The sequence below is a fragment of the Rhizobium sp. CSW-27 genome, from assembly GCF_018760785.1.
In the GTDB taxonomy this organism is placed as follows: domain Bacteria; phylum Pseudomonadota; class Alphaproteobacteria; order Rhizobiales; family Rhizobiaceae; genus Neorhizobium.
In genome coordinates this window covers 35,191-52,634 of sequence record NZ_JAHHZO010000005.1, presented here as the reverse complement: position 1 = coordinate 52,634, position 17,444 = coordinate 35,191, and the positions used below count along the sequence as shown (strand labels likewise).

Genomic DNA, 17,444 nt, shown 5'->3' with positions numbered 1-17,444 from the left:
CCCTTACTGCGCCTCGCGCACCTGCATGCGCCCGGTCGCCGTGCGGGCCGACAATTGCGGGCGATACATGTCCTCCACGTAAGCCGCCGGATGGTCATAGGTACCAGGGGTCACCGCCCGCACGACATAAGCGAAGGAGAATTCGCGATTGTCGCCGGCATTACGGTCGAAGGCCGCCACGAACCGGTCGTTGCGGAATTCCGTATGCGCCGCCTGCACCTCGCCAATCCATTCGAAGTTGGAGAGTTCGGCACTGTTGACGAGGTTCGGGTTGTCGATCTCGAAACCGGCCGGCAGAAGATCCTGAACCAGAATGCGCGAGGCCCAGTCATTGCTTTCGTTGATCGTCAGCACCACCACGTAGCGCTCGTTCTGCTGAACCTCGCTGACGCTGACTTCCTCGCCGTCCATCGTGTAATAGGCACGCGTGATGGCAAAACCGTCGCCGCCAGCGGCAAGCGGTGTCGTGGGCGCCGCAACCGTGGTCACCACCGCGGAAACGGGATCATTCGAACGGTTCGTCAGCGTCACCGGTTTCTGCAACAGGGCATCGCCCGTCATGCGGCTCGCATAACGGCCGGCCTGCGGCGCACCGTTCACCTCCACCTTCAGGCTCTCATCCCCCTGCTGCAGCGCGCGCGCCGCGAGCAGCATCCAGGCCTGTTCCTGCGTGCTCGTATATTTCTTGTTGCGCCACGCCTTCGCCACCACCGGCGAGAGCTGCGGCACGATCGCCGGCACCGGCCGGCTTTCGGCGGCAAGCGCCAGCACCGCCGCCCCATCGCGCAGCAGCGAACCATAATCAGACCGCGACAGGCTGACCGGCTGCACCACCGATTGCTCGGTCATCTGCAGCGCCGCGTTGAACACCGTCTTGGAACGCTGGGCATCACCATACAGCGCCAGCGCTGCGCCGAGATGGGCCTTGGACAGCGGCGTCGGGAAGTCTGAGAGCATCGTATCGGCATAATAGCGCAGATCGCTGATCGAGGCCTTGCGGTTGCGCGCCAGAACGTAGAGCGCATAGGCGATCTGGCTGCCCTGATCCTGCACGTTGACATCATAGGCAAGCGCGTTCTGCAGATTGTTCAGCGCCTGCACCAGCGCCTGTTCCGGCACGTCATACCCTTGCTCGCGGGCGCGCGTCAGGAAGTCGGAGACATAGGCATCGAGCCACTTGTCGCCATAACCCGGACTCCAAAGGCCGAAACTGCCGGAGGAGGACTGGTAAGACAGCACACGATAGATCGCATCCTGGACACGCTTCTTGATCTCAGCGTCATCGGCGAGCCCATTCTCCTTCGAAAGCTGCGACAGATAAAGCAGCGGCAGAGCGCGGCTCGTCGTCTGCTCGGCGCAGCCATACGGGTACCGGTCGAGTGCCATCAAAAGCGCCGGCACATCGAAATCGGCAGCACGGGTCACGCTGAGGGCAACGGAAGCACCCGCAAGCTGCGCATCCGCGAGAAGATTGCCATCCACCGTCAGGCTCTGGCCCGGTGCCAGCGCGATCACGCGCCGTTCGGTCACCGGCAGAACGGCGGGACGAACCGGAACGTAGAGCACCTGCTCCATCGCGGAGAGCCCGTTGCCGGCAAGCGTCAGGGTCACCTCGCCATCACCGGTCCGCATGCCCTTCAGCGGCAGGCGCAGGCTCTGTTTACCGCCCGCCTCCAGCCGGATGGTGCGGCTTGCGCGCGCCGCATCGGTGGCGATCATCGCATTGGTGGCAATGTTCAGCTGGTAATCGCCCGCCGGCGCATCGGTATTGGCAATGTCAAGGCGAAGGCTCGCTTCATCGCCGGGCGCCAGGAAACGCGGCAGGCTGGCGGTCAGCACCACCGGATCGCGGATCACCACATCCTTCGTGCCATGGCCGACACCGCTTTTGCTCCAGGCAACCGCCATCACACGCGCCGTGCCGTTGAACTGCGGAATATCGAAGGAGACCTGCGCCTTGCCGGTAGCATCCAGCTTGACGATGCCGGAGAAGAAGGCGACGAGCTTTTCCTTGGGCGGGCTGCCCTGCAGCGCAGCACTGCCGCCATCGCCGCCGGTGCGAAGCCGCCCGGTGGCTCCCAACGAGCCGTCGATCAGGCGGCCATAGATATCGCGGATTTCCAGGCCTAAGCGCCGCTGGCCAAAATACCAGTTGTCCGGCGCCGGCGGTTCGTAGCGGGTGAGGTTCAGGATGCCGACATCCACGGCGGCAACCGTCACATAGGCCTCTTCACCAATCCCGGCGCCGGCCACCTGCACCTCGATGGGAAGCGGCTTTCGCGGCAAGGTCTTGTCCGGCGCCGTCAGCGATACCGTCAGATCACGGGTCTCAGGATCGACCTTCAGCCAGCTAATGCCGATCGCCCGCATCGGCATGCGGCTTTCCTGCGCATTGCCGGGTCGATAGAGCGTCGCCGTGACATAGGCCCCGGCACCGAAGGCTTCCGTCACCGGGATCGACACTTCGCCGCCTTTTTCGCCGATTGCAACGTTCTGCACGGAGATCAGCGTCTCGGCACCACTCGTCACCATCAGCTGGCCGGCATAACGCGACGAGACTTTGAGCTTCGCCGTCTCGCCCACCGTGTAGCTCGGTTTGTCGAGCGCGACTTCCAGCGCATCCGGCGTCTCGGTGGAACTTGCGGTGACGAACCAGCCGGCATCGAACTCCACGCTGCTAGCCGGGCCATCGGCGGAGGCCGTCTCCACCTCCAGCCGGTAGCGGCCCCATTGGACCGGCACGGAAACGCGCCCGCCATTGGCGGCATCGGCAGACACCTTGCCATCCGCCACCTGGCGGGTGCGGTTGACGGCCTCGTAGCGCCAGGAACTGCCCTCGCGATACCACTGGTAATCCCGTTCGATCTTCACGAGTTTCCAGCGCAGATCGCCGGCTGCCTTGCGGGCACCGTCATCGCCGATCATGATCACGTTGAAATTGGCGACCGCATTTTCGGCCAGATCGCCGGAAAATTCGGGCTTGATGCCGATCCGGTCGCCATCGGCGCGCACCGGCAGTGTCAGTTTGCGCTCCACGGCACGCCCGCCGCCTTCCTTCAGGCGCACCACGATATCGGCATCCGTCAGCTGCGTCGTATAGGCAAGTTCGGTCAGGCCGGCATCGAAGCTTGTCTTGCCCTCCTCGTCCAGCACCCCGAGATCCTCGAGCGGCAGGCGCTCCGCTTCGCTCGCCTCCTCATCCGCAAGGCCGAAGAAGTAACCCTTGTAGGCCTCGCGCTCGCGGGTGTGGCGCAGAACGATCTCGCCCTCCAGCGAAAGACCGGCCGCCGGGGCGCCGTAGAGATAACGTCCATTGACGCTGACCGGCACCTCTTCGCCCAGCACGATCTCGCTGACGCTGCCGATGAGATCGAATTCGATGCGGTCCGGCACGAAATCGTCGATCAGGAACCGCTTTTCCGCAATCGGCGTGCCCTTGGGATCGGTAAACACCTGCAGCGTCCAGGTGCCGCGCATCGCGGTTGCCAGCGTCGGCAAGTCGACGGCATAACCGCCGAGCGTGCCACTGCCGGTCATGCGCCGATCCTCCACGCCGTCCGGGCGCAGGAAAACGAAGGTCAGCGGCAGCGTGTCGATCGCCTGAGCTTCGGTATCACGCGCCAACAGCGCCGCATGAACCGTCTCACCCGGACGATAGATCCCGCGTTCCGTCCAGGCGTAGACATCGATCGCGCCCGGCGCCGGCCGACCTGTCACGCCGCGGTCGGAGAGGTCGAAGCCGGCGCGCGTCATGTCGAGGAAGACGAAATCCGCACCGTCCTTCGATGCCATCAGCACCGCCGGCACCGTGGCGGCCGTTCCGCGGATGAGCCCGGCGCTGAAGGTGGCACGGCCATCCGCATCGGTCCTGGCGGTGCCCAGCACCTCGTTGTTTCTGGCGAGCAGTTGCAGATCGACACCGGCAGCCGGCTGCGCAGTTGCCAGCGAGCGGACAAAGACATGCAGGCCGTCCGTGCCGGCATAGGTGGAGAGGCCGAGATCGGACACGACGAACCACTGCGTCGCCTGATCGTCCCATTCGTTGGGTGCAACGGTACCGGCGGTTGCCGTCAGCACGTAAACGCCGGGCTTGCGCTCCGGCAGCGCCTCGTCGACGGGAAAGCTCGTCACCACGTCCTTGTTGACATCCTGGGCAATGTCGATCGAGCCCTGCCAGACCAGTTCGCCATTTTCCTCGCGGATGCGATCGGCGCCATAGCCGCTCATCTGCGTCAGGAACTGCGAGTTTGCGAGCAGCGGCGCAATGTTGCGGTCGCCGATCCGGTAGAGTTTCAGGTTGGCGCTGGTGGTGTTGACGGAAACGAGCGGAATGCCGCGGCGCGCCGTGGATGGCAGAACGAAACTGTCACCGGTAAAGCGCACCGAGGGGGCGCGATCCTTGACATAGAGGTCGAGATCGACGGCTGCCTGCAGCTCCTCGCCGATGGAGGAGGGCAGGCCGCGCCGCAGCGACAGCCTGTAGCGGGCGCCATGAGCGAGGCCCTCCACGCAGATCTGCTGGCCCTTGGCCTCCACCGCCTTCGGTGCCGCACCGTTCAGCGTCACGAACTGCGCATAATCCGTGCCGAAGGTCTGCAGCTTCTCGGAAAACTGCACGCAGGCGCGCGGGCTTGCCGCATCCGCATCGATGGAATGGTCCACCACGCGAAAGCCCCAGCGGGCCTTCAGATCATTGTAGCGGGCCTGCACGCTGCGCGCGGCGACGAGATCGAGACTTTCCTTCAGCGCGTCTATCGCGGCACGGTGGTTTTCCTGTGCTTCGAAGGCAAGCCCCATCAGCGCCAGCGCCTCGGCCCGGACCGCGGCAGTGCGCGACAGATCATAGGCATTGATGGCGGCAAGCAGGGTCTTGCCTGTCATGTCAGCATCGCCGCGCACCGTTGCCGCGCCGCGCGCCATTTCCAGCCACAGGCCGGCATCGTCCGGCGCGATCGACAGGGCGGCAGCAAGAGCCGCCAGCGCGGCCGGCGCGTCGCCATTCACCAGTTCCAGCTGGGCGAGAGCCTTCAGGCTTTCCAGCCCCTGACCTGCAAGGTCCGCCGGCATCTCGATCCCGTTGGAGAGATCATCCGCCTGTTTGCCGAGCGCGGCGGAGACGAAGGGCAGGCGCGGCGGCGCTCCGAGATCCGGCTCCGCCGAAGCGGTAACCAGCCGGCCGGCCACGGCGCCGGCAAAGCTGTTGATCTGGCCGTAATCGGATTTGAGGAAGCACCATTTCGCCTTCACGTTATAGGTGAAGGCGCGGCAGGTCCGGTCATCAAGGCAAGCCTTCTCGCACTGATCGATCCCGACATTCTTCACCGTGCGCAGATCGAAGCCCGGATAGTCGCTGTCCTCGCTCCGCTCGATGCTCCGTTCGACCGGTGCGGCCGTCGCCGCTTGCCCAAGCGGCAGAACCGAGAGCAAAAGGGATAGCCCAAGCCATACGCGTCTCGACATCATGTCCCCCCGGAAGCTGGCGATCGGATGGGCGGAGTCTTGTTGAGTTAGAACTTGCTTGTCAATGCGGGCGACCGCGCTCTGCCCGATTCCGATGGATTCGGCAGAGCCCGCTTGCTAATTCCGGTGCGGGGCGAAAATGGGAGCGCACGACATGCCGGAGAACGAAACGACCGCCATCCGGCCGGTGATTCGGCTGGATTTTCCGCCCGGGGACCGGCTCGGGCGCGGCAAGATCGAGCTGCTGGAACATATTCGCGAGACCGGTTCAATTTCGGCCGCCGGACGCGCCATGGACATGTCCTATCGTCGCGCCTGGCTTCTGGTCGATGCGCTGAACGGCATGTTCGAGGCGCCCGCCGTCGAGCGGCAGCGCGGCGGAAAACAGGGCGGGGGTGCGCAACTGACGCCATTCGGCGAGGATCTTGTCGCTCGCTTCCGCCAGATGGAGCGCCGGGCCGCGCAAGCCATGCAGGATGACCTGGCATGGCTTGCCGCCAGACGCCGGACGCCGGAAGACGGCATGCCGGAGTAAGCCGGCATGCCGTCTTCCGCAGGTCAGTTGACGGCCTCGGCCCCGTCGACCAGATCCTCGTTGCCGGCCAGCTGCAGGCGCAGCAGCATGGCGATGTCGCTGGTCAGCGCATCCACCTTGGCATGCAGGGTGGCGATCTCGGCTTCGGAGCGCAGGTTGGTTTCGTAATCCAGCCGGGCAGCCAGCCGATCCTTGGCAGCCTGCCGGTTCTGGCTCATCATGATGATCGGAGCCTGAAGGGCTGCAAGCATCGACAGCATCAGGTTCAGGAAGATGAACGGGAACGGGTCGAAGGCATTGGCAGCCAGCACCACCGTGTTCAGGATCGCCCAGGCAACCAGGAAGACGGTGAAGCCGATGATGAAGCTCCAGGAGCCCCCAACAACGGCAATGCGGTCGGCAAGCCGGTCGCCGAAGGTCAGGCGTTCGGCGAAGATTTCATTCGGATCCTTGCGCACGGCGGTGCGGCGCAGCTGATCGGCAAAAAAGCGGATGGTTGCGTTCATGGCTCACCTCCTTCGAGCGACCGGCCGTCTGCGGCCTGTCGCGAGGGAGCCGAAGAGAAGATCAGCTCAGCGCGGCAGCCACAAACGGCACGGTCAATCGACTATGGTCGTTGCTTGGCATGATCCCCTCGGGGGTCGGTTTCAGGAAAGTGCACACGAACGTGCGCCCGCTTGAGGTAATCCTGCGGCGCGGCTCCGTCAAATGGAAAATTCGGGCCATGTTGCGCCGCACCATGCCGGCCGGGTCACATTTCTGCGATCAGCGATCCAGTGCCACCGTCTTGACGATGGCATGCACCGCAAGGCCCGGTAGCAGGCCCAACCGGCGGACGGAAAGTTCGGTGATGCGGGCATGGACGATGTCTGCGCCGCAGCGGATCGCCACGTCCACCGCCCCCGCCTCCCGCGGCGAAAGCGCCGCCACCTGCCCTTGCAGAATGTTGAGCGCGCTGATGCCGTTCGGCCTCTCGGTGGCCACCAGAACATCCCGCGCCGGAATGTGGACCCGCACGCGCTGCCCCTCGACAAGGTGCCCGCGCGGCACCACCAGGGAGACGGCAGAGAGCGCGATGGTTGCCAGTTCGCTGTCCCGGTCGATCCGGCAAACGGTTCCGGCAAGCACGCTGCCCGCATCCCGCGTCACCGTCTCCGGCAGGGCGCCCAGCATCTCGCCGGGGCTGCCGATCCCGTCCACCCGCCCGTTGCCCATCACCACCACCCGGTCCGCCAGCCGGGCCACCTCGGCAACCGAATGGCTGACATAGAGGATGGGCAGGTCCAGCTCGTCGCGAAGCCGTTCCAGATGGGGCAGGATCTCCGCCTTGCGCGCTTCGTCCAGCGCCGAAAGCGGCTCGTCCATCAGAAGCATGCGCGGGCTCGACATCAGGGCGCGGCCGATCGAGACGCGCTGCTTTTCGCCGCCGGACAGGTTGCCGGGCCGCCGGTCCAGCAGGTGGCCTATGCCGAGCATGTCGAGAATGCGTGCGGCATCGCCGCGGCGTTCGGCGCGGCGGCAAAGCCAGCGACCGTAATCGAGGTTCTGGCGAACGCTGAGATGCGGAAACAGCCGCGGCTCCTGGAAGACATAGCCGAAGCGCCGGCGATGCGCCGCAACATCGATGCCGCCTGCGGTATCGATCAGCACGGCGCCATCGAAGACGATGCGGCCCCGCTCCGGTCGCACCAGGCCGCCGACGATGCGCAGCACCGAGGTCTTTCCCGATCCAGACGGACCGAACAATGCCGTCACCCCGCCTTCGGAGGCGAAGGCGAGGTCGAGAGCAAAATCGCCCTGCCGATGGCGGATCTCGACCGAAAGCGTCATGCCCGCACCTTTCCCGCCACCAGTCGCGCCAGCCATTCGGAGGCAAGCAGCGCCGCCATGGAAAGGGCCACGGCAATCAGCGCCAGCCGCAGCGCCCCTGCATCGCCACCCGGCACCTGGGTGAAGGTGTAGATCGCGGCCGACAGCGTCTGGGTCTCGCCCGGAATGTTGGAAACGAAGGTGATGGTCGCGCCGAATTCGCCCATGGCCTTGGCGAAGGCGAGGATCATGCCGGCAATCACGCCGGGCAGCATCAGCGGCAGGGTTACCGTCAGGAAGATAATGGGCGGCGAGGCGCCGAGCGTGGCGGCCGCCTCTTCCAGCCTGGCATCCACCGCCTCGATGGAAAGGCGGATCGAGCGCACCATCAGCGGAAAGCCCATCACGGCGCAGGCCAGCGCCGCTCCCGTCCAGCGGAAGGAGAGCACGATGCCGAATGCCTGGTCGAGAAAGGCACCGATCGGCCCGCGCCGCCCGAACAGGATCAGCAGCACGTAGCCGGTCACCACCGGCGGCAGGATCAGCGGCAGGTGCACGAGGCCGTTCAGCAGCGTCTTGCCCCAGAAGCGGCCGCGCGCCAGCAGATAGGCAACGAACAGGCCAAAGGGCAGGCTGGCCAGCGTGGCAACGCTCGCCACCCGCAGGCTGAGTTCGATTGCCGTCCACTCCTCGGCAGTCAGGGACCATTCACTCAAGATCGACACCACACTCCGCCTTGTGGGGCGCCCGCAACAGCCCCCTTACCTTCACAAGCCTACTTCAGAACCGTAAACCCCTGCGACTGGAAATAGGACGCGGCGGCGGGCGATTTCAAATAGGCCAGATAGGCGGCAGCGGCTGCGCTGGTTCTGCCCGCGAGAAGGGCGACGGGATAGATGATCGGCGGATGGCTGTCCTGCGGGAAGGTGCCGACGACGGACACGCCCGGATCGGCGGCGGCATCGGTGGCATAGACGATGCCATAGGGCGCCTCGCCGCGCGACACCAGCGCAAGCGCCGCCCGCACGTTCTCCGCGCCCGCGACCTGCGAGGCGACGCTGTCCCATACGCCGAGCTTCTGCAGCGCCGCCTTGCCATACTTGCCGGCCGGCACGCTGTCGACGGCGCCCATCGCAAGCCGTCCCTCGCCCAGGAGCCCCTTGAGATCGAAGCCGGGACGAATATCGACCGGCCTTGCCTCTCCCCTTGTCGCCACCAGAACGATGCGGTTGCCGAGCAGGTCGCTGCGGCTGTCGGCGCGGATCAGGTTCTTGCCGGCCAGATAGTTCATCCAGTCCTCGTCGGCCGAGATGAACAGATCGGCCGGCGCGCCAGCCTCCACCTGCCGGGCAAGGGCGGAACTGGCCGCATAGGAGACGGCGATATCCACCCCCTTGTCCCTGGCATAGGCGGCATTGGCCGCATCGAGCGCCGTCTTCATGCTGGCGGCGGCAAAGACGGTAACCCTGTCGGCTGCCATGGCAACGCCCGACCCCAGCGCCGGGGAAAACGCAAGAGCGGCGAGAGCGGCGGCGAGCCCCAGGCAATGGCGGCGGATGAACATGAAACCTCCCGGACAATCGACATATCTCGACAAACATATCGCCTTGGGCGCAAATGGCCAGCGTTATATCTGCAGAAATACATTGCGGATGTTTGACCACGGCTTGCTTGACGAAAGCCAGGTCACACCCACCTAATGGTCAGCCGGCGCAAGACGCCTTCCGCGACGCCAGCCCCTGACCGAGGACAGGACCGACCATGACGGACACGCCTTCCGAACCCGAAGACAGCAAGCTGACCAGCACCAAGCGGAAATGGGCGGCCGAGGGCCGTTTCCTCACCGGCCGCATCAGCCGGCCGGAGACCGACCGCCTGCCGCCCGGCCAGCATCTGGTCCGGAACTGGCCGGTGCTCGACCTCGGGCAGCAGCCGCAGATTTCCGAACAGCAATGGCGGCTTGATGTGCGCGGCGCCGTCGAGAATGCGCTGACGCTCGACTGGAAGGGCTTTCTTGCCCTGCCGCAGAGCCAGAACATCTCCGACATCCACTGCGTGACCACCTGGTCGCGTTATGACAACCGCTGGCAGGGCGTGCTGGTGCGCGACCTTCTCGACCTCGTGCATCCGATGCCGGAGGCCGATGCGGTGATGCTGACCAGCTTCGACGGCTATACCACCAACCTGCTGCTTGAGGATTTCGCCGCCGAGGATGCGATCCTTGCCACCCACTGGGAGGGCCAGCCGATCAGCCGCGAGCATGGCGGCCCCATGCGTCTCGTCCTGCCGCATCTCTATTTCTGGAAGAGCGCCAAGTGGCTGACGCGCATCGAGTTCACCCGACAGGACCGGCCCGGCTTCTGGGAGAAGAACGGCTATCACATGCGCGGCGACCCCTGGCGCGAACAGCGCTATTCGGATGACTGAGCAGCCGCCCGGGCGGTGATCGACAGCGACAGCCGATAGTGATCGAGCGTGCCCTGGAGGCGGTGCGGATCAAGGCGCACGGAAAGATCCGCAGGCTGCCCCTCGGCCAGCAGCGCGGCCGCCACCATGGCGGCAAGCTGCGGCACGAGGCTGTGGGCGGGGCACAGCCCGGCGCCGGCGCTGAAGGGGATGAGACCCCTGGCCGGCACGGCATCGCCGGCCAGCCACAGGTCCGGCTGCAGCACATGCGGCTGTGGAATGCGCAGTTCGTCGCGCAGGAAAAAGGGCGCATAGATCATGATGCCGATGCCGGCCGGCACGATCTCGTCGCCCCAGAGCACGTCCTCGCCCGTCTCGCGCAGGATGGCCGGCACCGTCGGCCACAGACGGAGCGATTCGAGAAGGCAGCGGCGGGCGAAATCGCCGGCGCGATCCGGGTTGGCGGCTTCGTCGCTGAGGCGCTGCCGATGCTGCGGATAGGCAGCAAGCAGCGCCAGCATGCGAAAGGTTGCCATGCCGGCGGAATCGAAGGCGAACAGCCACTGGGCGATCTGGCTTGCCCTCTCCTCTCCCTCCGGCATCCGTGCCGCCAGCGCCTGCGCATCGGCGCTGTCCGCCAGATGCGCGATGCGGGCGAGCAGACGCGCCCGCCCCACCCTGTCCTTCGGCATCAGATAGGACCAGTTCGCCCGGCCGCGCAGGCGGTTGAGCAGCGGCTGCAGCCCCTCGTCGCCGGCCGCCGCATCGCCGAACACCACGCGCCGCACCAGGCGAAACCAGGCGGTTGCGAAGCGCGGCCAGTCCCAGCGCCCGCGGCCCCTCTCGGCCTGCCGGGTAACGAACTCATCGTCAACGATGGCGCGGAAGCGGTCGGCGCAAGGATGGACCGTATCACGCGGACAGAGCGCCACCTCATGCAGCGGGCGCAGCCTGCGGCGCTCTTCCGGCGTCGAGATCAGCACGTTGCCCGGCTCGAAATGCTGAAGGGCAGCGGCCTTTTCCACGCTGCGCGTGGCAAAGGGAACCGGCGTATCCAGCAGCACGCGCTCGACATCGGCGGCATCGAGCAGCAGAAGCTGGGGCCGCAGCGGAAAGCCGAGACGCAGCGCCGCGCCGCCATAGCGACGACGAAGCGCATGCATGGTTTCGATCGCCTTTTCATCCAGCGCGAAGCGTGCGGCCGCCCGTTCGGCAAGCGGCCTGCGGATGACGGCTCCCTTGGCAACGGTCGGCACGATGATTCTCGCGGCAGCACGCAAGGCGTCCGCACCGCTGGCGGTTCTGATGGCATGGGCCATGCGATCCCTTTCTCGCCGCCCCGGCGGGTGATGCCCGGGCGATGCCCCGGCGGCTGAGGCTCAACCACCGGCAGGGGATCTGGTTCCAATCGGACGACATGCGCAGGCAGGCAATGCCTTGCCCCGCCGGCTCAGTCCTCGCCGAAGATCGGATCGTTGACGAAATTGCCGCCCTGGTAGACATGAAGCGCGGCCTTCGGATCCGGCTTGCCGAGGGCGGCATCGATCTCGGCGCGGTAGATTTCCGCATTGTCCTGCGGCTTCCAGCCGAGATAGGCGGCGTGGGAATTGTCCCACCACTTCGAATCATTGTCGGAAATGCCCCAGATCACCGGGCAGCCGAGCATCGGGGCGCGGAAGGCGCAGGCAATCAGCTGTGCGAAATCGCGATAGGACATCCAGCTGGACAGCATGCGGTGGTTCGTCGGCTTTTCCATGCAGCTGCCGATACGCACCAGCGCCGTTTCCTGGCCGAATTTTTCGAAGTACATGCGGGCCAGCGCTTCGCCGAAGCATTTGGAGACGCCATAGAGCCCGTCCGGCCGCAGGGGGGCGGTCACATCGATATGCTGGTCCTGCCGGTAGAAGCCGACGGTGTGGTTGGAACTGGCAAAGATGATGCGGGGCTGGCCATGGGCACGCGCCGCCTCGTAGAGATTGTAGAGGCCGAGCAGATTGGCGTTCATGATCTTGGAAAACTTGTCTTCCACCGACACGCCGCCCAGATGCACGATGCCGTCGCAGCCTTCGACCAGGCGATGGACAGCCGCCGCATCGCCGAGATCGCAGCGAACCAGTTCCTCGTTCGGCTGCGCCGTGCCGAGATCGCTGATGTCGGAGAGGCGAAGAATTTCGGCATGCGATGCCAGGCGCGAGCGCATGGCGCGGCCCAGCGCGCCGGCTGCGCCGGTAATCAACAGTCTTTTCAAGGGATCCTCCATGCAGGCCGGCGAAAAGCGGGACTCGTCTCGCCACCAGGTAAATTCATCATACATGTTGGCAGGCGGGCGTCAACACGGTACAGCTAGCTGTAACGGCGGGACGACACCGGCATCGACGGGACCGGTGCGGCACAGAGACAGGAAGGGGACAGACATGACGATCGCCACCAAAGACAGACCGGGGGGCGGCTCGATGACCTTGGCAGCGCGGCTGAGCGACACCTTGCGGCAGGCCATCGGCGCGGGCCAGTTCCCGCCGGGCAGCAAGCTGCCGAGCGAGGCGCAGCTCGGCGAAACGCACGGGGTGAGCCGCACCGTGGTGCGCGAGGCGATCGCGGCGCTGAGGGCCGACCGGCTGGTGGAGGCGCGTCAGGGCGCCGGCGTCTTCGTGCTCGATCCGCCGGCACCGCTTGCCCCGGCCCCGTTTTCCGTCGACAACATCGACCATGCGCGCGTCTCTTCGGTCATCGAGTTCCTCGAATTGCGTACCGCCGTCGAGGTGGAGGCAGCCGGCCTTGCCGCCATACGCCGCTCGCCCGCCCAGGAAGAGGTGATCTTCGACTGTCACTATGCCGTGCGTGCCTGCCTGGAAGCGGGAAAGCCCACCAGCGAGGCGGATTTTGCCCTGCATCTGGCCATCGCCGAGGCAACGAACAATTCCCGCTTCCGCGATTTTCTCGCGATGATCGGCAAGAGCGTCATTCCCCGCGCGGCCCTGCGCAACGAGGAAAGCGAAGAGGATCAGGCCGCCTATATCAAGCTGATCATGGAAGAGCACAACGCCATCATCGCGGCGATTTCCGCCGGAAACGAGGAGGCCGCACGCGAGGCCATGCGCCGGCATCTGCGCGGCAGCCAGTCGCGCTACCGGGCGCTGCTGCGCGAGCAGCGGCAATTTGTAAGATAAGTTGTTGACACTTGTATGGCGAATATATACCACAAGCAGCGGAGGAAGCCTCTAAAAAGGAAGTGAGACTATGACGCCAGAAGAGATCAAGGCGGCGCTCGGCGCTGGCCTTCTGTCCTTTCCCGTGACCCATTTCGATGGTGAAGGCCAGTTTCAGCCGGAAAGCTATCGTCGCCATGTCGAATGGCTGTCGGGTTTCGAAGCGCCCGTTCTGTTTGCGGCCGGCGGCACCGGCGAGTTCTTCGCGCTGTCGCCTGATGAAATTCCAGGCATCGTCAGGGCTGCCAAGGAAGCGGCCGGCAAGACCGCCATCGTGTCCGGCTGCGGTTTCGGCAGCCATGTCGGTGTCGAACTGGCAAAGTCGGTCGAAAAGGCCGGCGCCGACGGCATCCTGCTTCTGCCGCATTATCTGATCGATGCACCGCAGGAAGGCCTCTACCAGCACGTCAAGAAGATCTGCCAGTCGGTCGGCATCGGCGTCATGGTCTACAATCGCGACAATTCCGTTCTCTCCGTCGATACGCTGAAGCGCCTGTGCGACGAGTGCCCGAACCTGATCGGCTTCAAGGACGGCACCGGCGATATCGGCGGCGTGCGCCAGATCACCGCCACCATGGGCGACCGCCTGATGTATCTCGGCGGCATGCCGACGGCGGAACTGTTTGCCGAAGCCTATCTGGGTGCCGGCTTCACCACCTATTCCTCGGCCGTGTTCAACTTCGTACCGGGCCTTGCGGTGGAATTCTACAAGGCACTGCGTGCCGGCGAGCGGGCGCACTGCGAAAAGATCCTCAAGGATTTCTTCTATCCGTTCATGGCCATCCGCAACCGCCGCAAGGGCTATGCGGTCGCCGCCATCAAGGCGGGCGTGCGCCTGCAGGGCTTCGATGCCGGCAAGGTTCGCCCGCCGCTCGACGACCTGACGCGCGAGGAGGAGGGCATGCTGCTCGACCTCATCGGCCCCTGGAAGCGCGGCTGAGGGTGATGGCACGATGAAGATCACCGCAGTCCGCACGCATCTTCTGGAACACCGGCTCGACGTCGCCTTCGAAAGCGCCTCGATGCGCTTCGATCGCCGCGCCCATGTTCTGGTGGAGATCGAGTGTGACGACGGCACGGTCGGCTGGGGCGAATGCCTCGGCCCGGCCCGGCCCAATGCCGCCGTCGTCGCCGCCTATGCCAACTGGCTGATCGGCGAGAACCCGCTCGAAAACGAGAAGATCTGGGCAAGGCTCTACAATGCGCTGCGCGACCAGGGACAGCGCGGGCTGGCGGTGACGGCGCTTTCGGGCATCGACATCGCGCTGTGGGACATCAAGGGCAAGCATTTCGGCGTGCCCGTCTCGATCCTGCTCGGCGGCCGCTTCCGCGAAAGCGTGAAGGCCTATGCCACCGGCAGCTTCAAGCGCGACGGCGTCGACCGGGTGGAAGACAATGCCACCGACGTTGCCCGTTACTGGAAGGAAGGCTTCCACGCCACCAAGATCAAGATCGGCTTCGGCGTGGAGGAAGACCTGCGCGTGGTGCGCGCCGCCCGCGAGGCGGTGGGGCCCGAGATGCGCATCATGGTCGATGCCAATCACGGTTACGATGCCGTCGAAGCGATCCGCTTCGGCCAGGCGGCCGCCGAACTGGATCTCGACTGGTTCGAGGAACCGGTGGTGCCGGAACAGCTTGCGGCCTATCGCGAGGTGCGAGCCCGCCAGCCGATCCCGGTGGCCGGCGGCGAAACCTGGCATTCCCGCTGGGGCATGCGCGAGCCGATCGAGAGCCGCTGCGTCGACATCCTGCAGCCGGATCTCGCCGGCGTCGGCGGCTTCACCGAAGCCAAGCGCGTTGCCGATCTCGCAGCACTCCACGGCGTGCGTGTCGTGCCGCACGTCTGGGGAACGGCGGTGCACATTGCAGCCGCGCTGCAGTTCATGGCGGCCATGGTGCCAAGCCCGGTGCGCGTCAATCCGATTGAGCCGATCCTCGAATTCGACCGCACCCACAATCCCTTCCGGCAGGCGATCGTCAAAACGCCGATCGAGCACGTCAACGGCGTGGTGACGATCCCGAACGGGCCGGGTCTCGGCATCGAGATCAACCGCGAGGCGCTTGCCGAATTCCGGATGGGAGACGCCTGATGCTGGTGCGCCGGCTTTCCGGGAACAAGCCGGGGATCGCCCTGCCGAAAGGCAGCGTCGATACGCAGATGCACATGTATCTGCCGGGCTTTCCCGCCCTTCCCGGCGGGCCGGGCCTGCCGGCCGGCGACCTGCCGACCCCGCGCCAGTACCGCCAGCTGATGGACTGGATCGGCATCGACCGGGTCGTCATCACCCAGGGCAATGCCCAGCAGCGGGACAATTCCAACATCGTCGCCTGCCTGAGGGAGATGGGCGGCGTGGCGCGCGGCGTGGCCGCCGTCGGCCCCGACGTGAGCGACAGCGAACTCGACTGGCTGGCCGATGCCGGCGTCGTCGGCCTCAGGATCATGGATCTGCCGGGCGGCGCGATCGGCCTGTCGGCGCTGGAGGAACTCGACGCCATCGCCCTTTCGCGCGGCTTCATGCTGGCGATCCAGTTCGATGGCAGCAACATTACCGAGCACGAGCCGCGCCTGGCCCGGCTGAAATCGCGCTGGGTCTTCGATCACCACGGCAAGTTCTTCTGCGGCGTGACGCCCGACAGCGCGCAGGTCGCGGCCACCCGCCGGCTGATCGATGGCGGCAATTGCTGGTTCAAGTTCGCCGGCGTCTATGAAAGCTCCAAAAGCGGCGGCCCGGATTACGAGGATGTCGCAGCCGTTGCCCGGACGATTGCGGCGCATGCGCCGGAACGCATCGTCTGGGGCACCAACTGGCCGCACAACCTTGCCCGCGAGCAGAAGGACTATCCCGACGATGCGGCGCTGACCGATACGGTTCTCGGCTGGCTGCCGGACGAGACGGCGCTTCACCTGGCGCTCGTCCGCAATCCGGAAGCGCTCTTCGGCTTTCCGGCCTGGCCGGATTCCGTCGCATAGACCCCCGCGCCGTGGCAGGGGGCTGCGGCGCAAAACCACCTGGAGGAGATCATGAAACTCAAGAGCATTCTCGGCATGGCCATCGGCCTGGCCATGGGCACCGCCATGACGGCCACGGCGCAGGAAGTGACCCTTCGCTCCGCCGATATCCACCCGGATGGCTATCCGACCGTCGAGGCGGTGAAATACATGGGAGAGCTCGTCTCCCAGCGCACCAATGGCCGCATCAAGATCCAGGTCATGAACAATTCCGTTCTCGGCAGCGAGAAGGATACCATCGAGCAGACCCGCTTCGGCGTCATCGACCTCAACCGCGTCAACACGGCGCCGTTCAACAACCTCGTCAAGGAAACCGTCGTTCTCGGCCTGCCCTTCCTGTTCCGCTCGACCGAGCACATGCACAAGGTGGTGGATGGCCCGATCGGCGACGAGATTCTGAAGGCTTTCGAGCCGAACGGCCTTGTCGGCCTTGCCTTCTACGATTCCGGTGCGCGCAACTTCTACACGACGAAAAAGCCGATCGAGAAACTGGCCGATCTGAAAGGCATGAAGATCCGCGTGCAGCAATCCGATCTGTGGATCGCGATGATGCAGGCTTTCGGGGCCAACCCGACGCCGATGCCGTTCGGCGAAGTCTATTCTTCGCTCGAAACGGGTGTCGTCGACGGTGCGGAGAACAACTGGCCTTCCTACGAATCCTCGCGCCATTTCGAAGTCGCCAAAAACTATTCGCTGACCGAACATTCGCTGACGCCGGAAGTGCTGGTCATGTCGAAGATGAGCTGGGACAAGCTGAAGCCGGAGGATCAGAAGATCGTTCGCGAAGCGGCCAAGGAGTCCGTCGGCAAGATGCGTGAGCTTTGGCAGGCCCGCGAAAAGGCTTCCGAAGAGAAGGTTCGCGCGTCCGGCGTGAAGGTCATCACGGTCAGCAAGGAAGAGTTCGCCAACGCCATGAAGCCGGTCTACGACAAGTTCGTGACCGATCCGAAGATGAAAGATCTGGTCGCCAAGATCCAGGCTGTGAAATAACCCGAATGTCATCCGGGCCGGTTCTCCT

The 17,444-nt window shown here is 65.2% G+C and carries 14 protein-coding genes; 7 read left to right on the top strand and 7 right to left on the bottom strand.

The genetic code is table 11. The features are described 5' to 3' along the window. Window positions 1–3: 3 nt before the first annotated feature. The gene (locus KLP42_RS11630) at window positions 4–5,460 is read right to left on the bottom strand and encodes an alpha-2-macroglobulin family protein (RefSeq protein ID WP_215567161.1); all 5,457 of its coding nucleotides are present in this window, start codon (window positions 5,458–5,460) and stop codon (window positions 4–6) included. A gap of 154 nt (window positions 5,461–5,614) precedes the next feature. On the opposite strand from KLP42_RS11630, the gene KLP42_RS11625 reads away from it, so the two are divergent. Further along, window positions 5,615–5,995 (top strand): winged helix-turn-helix domain-containing protein, encoded by a 381-nt coding sequence (locus KLP42_RS11625; protein ID WP_215566861.1) that lies wholly within the window; start codon window positions 5,615–5,617, stop codon window positions 5,993–5,995. Between the two features lie 23 nt (window positions 5,996–6,018). On the opposite strand, the gene KLP42_RS11620 is transcribed toward KLP42_RS11625, so the two are convergent. The 4 genes from KLP42_RS11620 to modA all read right to left on the bottom strand — a co-directional run bounded on the left by KLP42_RS11620 (window position 6,019) and on the right by modA (window position 9,368). Continuing rightward, window positions 6,019–6,501: a DUF1003 domain-containing protein gene (locus tag KLP42_RS11620; RefSeq protein ID WP_215566859.1), complete on the bottom strand. Its 483-nt coding sequence runs from the start codon at window positions 6,499–6,501 to the stop codon at window positions 6,019–6,021. Window positions 6,502–6,760: 259 nt separating this feature from the next. Further along, window positions 6,761–7,825: a molybdenum ABC transporter ATP-binding protein gene (modC, locus tag KLP42_RS11615; RefSeq protein ID WP_215566857.1), complete on the bottom strand. Its 1,065-nt coding sequence runs from the start codon at window positions 7,823–7,825 to the stop codon at window positions 6,761–6,763. Then, window positions 7,822–8,520, bottom strand: coding sequence for a molybdate ABC transporter permease subunit (gene modB / locus KLP42_RS11610; protein WP_215566855.1), 699 nt, complete (start codon window positions 8,518–8,520; stop codon window positions 7,822–7,824). Before modB ends, modC begins: the two co-directional genes overlap by 4 nt. Window positions 8,521–8,579: 59 nt before the next feature. Next, the gene (modA, locus tag KLP42_RS11605; RefSeq protein ID WP_215566853.1) at window positions 8,580–9,368 is read right to left on the bottom strand and encodes a molybdate ABC transporter substrate-binding protein; all 789 of its coding nucleotides are present in this window, start codon (window positions 9,366–9,368) and stop codon (window positions 8,580–8,582) included. Window positions 9,369–9,565: 197 nt separating this feature from the next. Between modA and KLP42_RS11600 the strand changes: the two genes are divergently transcribed. After that, on the top strand, window positions 9,566–10,231 hold the full coding sequence (locus tag KLP42_RS11600; RefSeq protein ID WP_215566851.1) for a sulfite oxidase-like oxidoreductase: 666 nt from the start codon (window positions 9,566–9,568) through the stop codon (window positions 10,229–10,231). Here KLP42_RS11600 and KLP42_RS11595 read toward each other — a convergent pair. Both KLP42_RS11595 and KLP42_RS11590 read right to left on the bottom strand, forming a co-directional pair. Beyond that, complete coding sequence (locus KLP42_RS11595) at window positions 10,216–11,529, bottom strand: cytochrome P450 (protein WP_215566849.1); 1,314 nt, start codon at window positions 11,527–11,529, stop codon at window positions 10,216–10,218. The genes KLP42_RS11600 and KLP42_RS11595 overlap by 16 nt on opposite strands. A 131-nt stretch (window positions 11,530–11,660) precedes the next feature. After that, entirely contained in the window at window positions 11,661–12,458 is a 798-nt protein-coding gene (locus KLP42_RS11590) for an NAD-dependent epimerase/dehydratase family protein (protein WP_215566847.1), read from the bottom strand. 166 nt (window positions 12,459–12,624) lie between these two features. Here KLP42_RS11590 and KLP42_RS11585 point away from each other — a divergent pair, with 166 nt between their 5' ends. The 5 genes from KLP42_RS11585 (at window position 12,625) to KLP42_RS11565 (ending at window position 17,416) form a co-directional block, all read left to right on the top strand. Beyond that, window positions 12,625–13,377 (top strand): FadR/GntR family transcriptional regulator, encoded by a 753-nt coding sequence (locus KLP42_RS11585; protein ID WP_215566844.1) that lies wholly within the window; start codon window positions 12,625–12,627, stop codon window positions 13,375–13,377. Between the two features lie 70 nt (window positions 13,378–13,447). After that, the gene (gene kdgD, locus KLP42_RS11580; RefSeq protein ID WP_215566842.1) at window positions 13,448–14,356 is read left to right on the top strand and encodes a 5-dehydro-4-deoxyglucarate dehydratase; all 909 of its coding nucleotides are present in this window, start codon (window positions 13,448–13,450) and stop codon (window positions 14,354–14,356) included. 13 nt (window positions 14,357–14,369) lie between these two features. Beyond that, a complete protein-coding gene (locus KLP42_RS11575) occupies window positions 14,370–15,506 on the top strand; it encodes a mandelate racemase/muconate lactonizing enzyme family protein (protein ID WP_215566840.1) in 1,137 nt (378 codons plus the stop codon). Next, window positions 15,506–16,387, top strand: a complete 882-nt coding sequence (locus KLP42_RS11570) for an amidohydrolase family protein (protein WP_215566838.1) — start codon at window positions 15,506–15,508, stop codon at window positions 16,385–16,387. Before KLP42_RS11575 ends, KLP42_RS11570 begins: the two co-directional genes overlap by 1 nt. Window positions 16,388–16,438: 51 nt before the next feature. After that, a complete protein-coding gene (locus KLP42_RS11565) occupies window positions 16,439–17,416 on the top strand; it encodes a TRAP transporter substrate-binding protein (RefSeq protein WP_215566836.1) in 978 nt (325 codons plus the stop codon). Window positions 17,417–17,444: the final 28 nt, after the last annotated feature.

Excerpts from the sequence above, each read along its gene's own strand:
- KLP42_RS11630 (WP_215567161.1), bottom strand. The coding sequence starts at position 5,460 with ATGTCGAGACGCGTATGGCTTGGGCTATCCCTTTTGCTCTCGGTTCTG.
- KLP42_RS11585 (WP_215566844.1), top strand. The coding sequence starts at position 12,625 with ATGACGATCGCCACCAAAGACAGACCGGGGGGCGGCTCGATGACCTTG.
- KLP42_RS11620 (WP_215566859.1), bottom strand. The coding sequence starts at position 6,501 with ATGAACGCAACCATCCGCTTTTTTGCCGATCAGCTGCGCCGCACCGCC.
- KLP42_RS11625 (WP_215566861.1), top strand. The coding sequence starts at position 5,615 with ATGCCGGAGAACGAAACGACCGCCATCCGGCCGGTGATTCGGCTGGAT.
- modC (WP_215566857.1), bottom strand. The coding sequence starts at position 7,825 with ATGACGCTTTCGGTCGAGATCCGCCATCGGCAGGGCGATTTTGCTCTC.
- modA (WP_215566853.1), bottom strand. The coding sequence starts at position 9,368 with ATGTTCATCCGCCGCCATTGCCTGGGGCTCGCCGCCGCTCTCGCCGCT.
- KLP42_RS11575 (WP_215566840.1), top strand. The coding sequence starts at position 14,370 with ATGAAGATCACCGCAGTCCGCACGCATCTTCTGGAACACCGGCTCGAC.
- KLP42_RS11565 (WP_215566836.1), top strand. The coding sequence starts at position 16,439 with ATGAAACTCAAGAGCATTCTCGGCATGGCCATCGGCCTGGCCATGGGC.
- kdgD (WP_215566842.1), top strand. The coding sequence starts at position 13,448 with ATGACGCCAGAAGAGATCAAGGCGGCGCTCGGCGCTGGCCTTCTGTCC.
- KLP42_RS11595 (WP_215566849.1), bottom strand. The coding sequence starts at position 11,529 with ATGGCCCATGCCATCAGAACCGCCAGCGGTGCGGACGCCTTGCGTGCT.
- KLP42_RS11600 (WP_215566851.1), top strand. The coding sequence starts at position 9,566 with ATGACGGACACGCCTTCCGAACCCGAAGACAGCAAGCTGACCAGCACC.
- KLP42_RS11570 (WP_215566838.1), top strand. The coding sequence starts at position 15,506 with ATGCTGGTGCGCCGGCTTTCCGGGAACAAGCCGGGGATCGCCCTGCCG.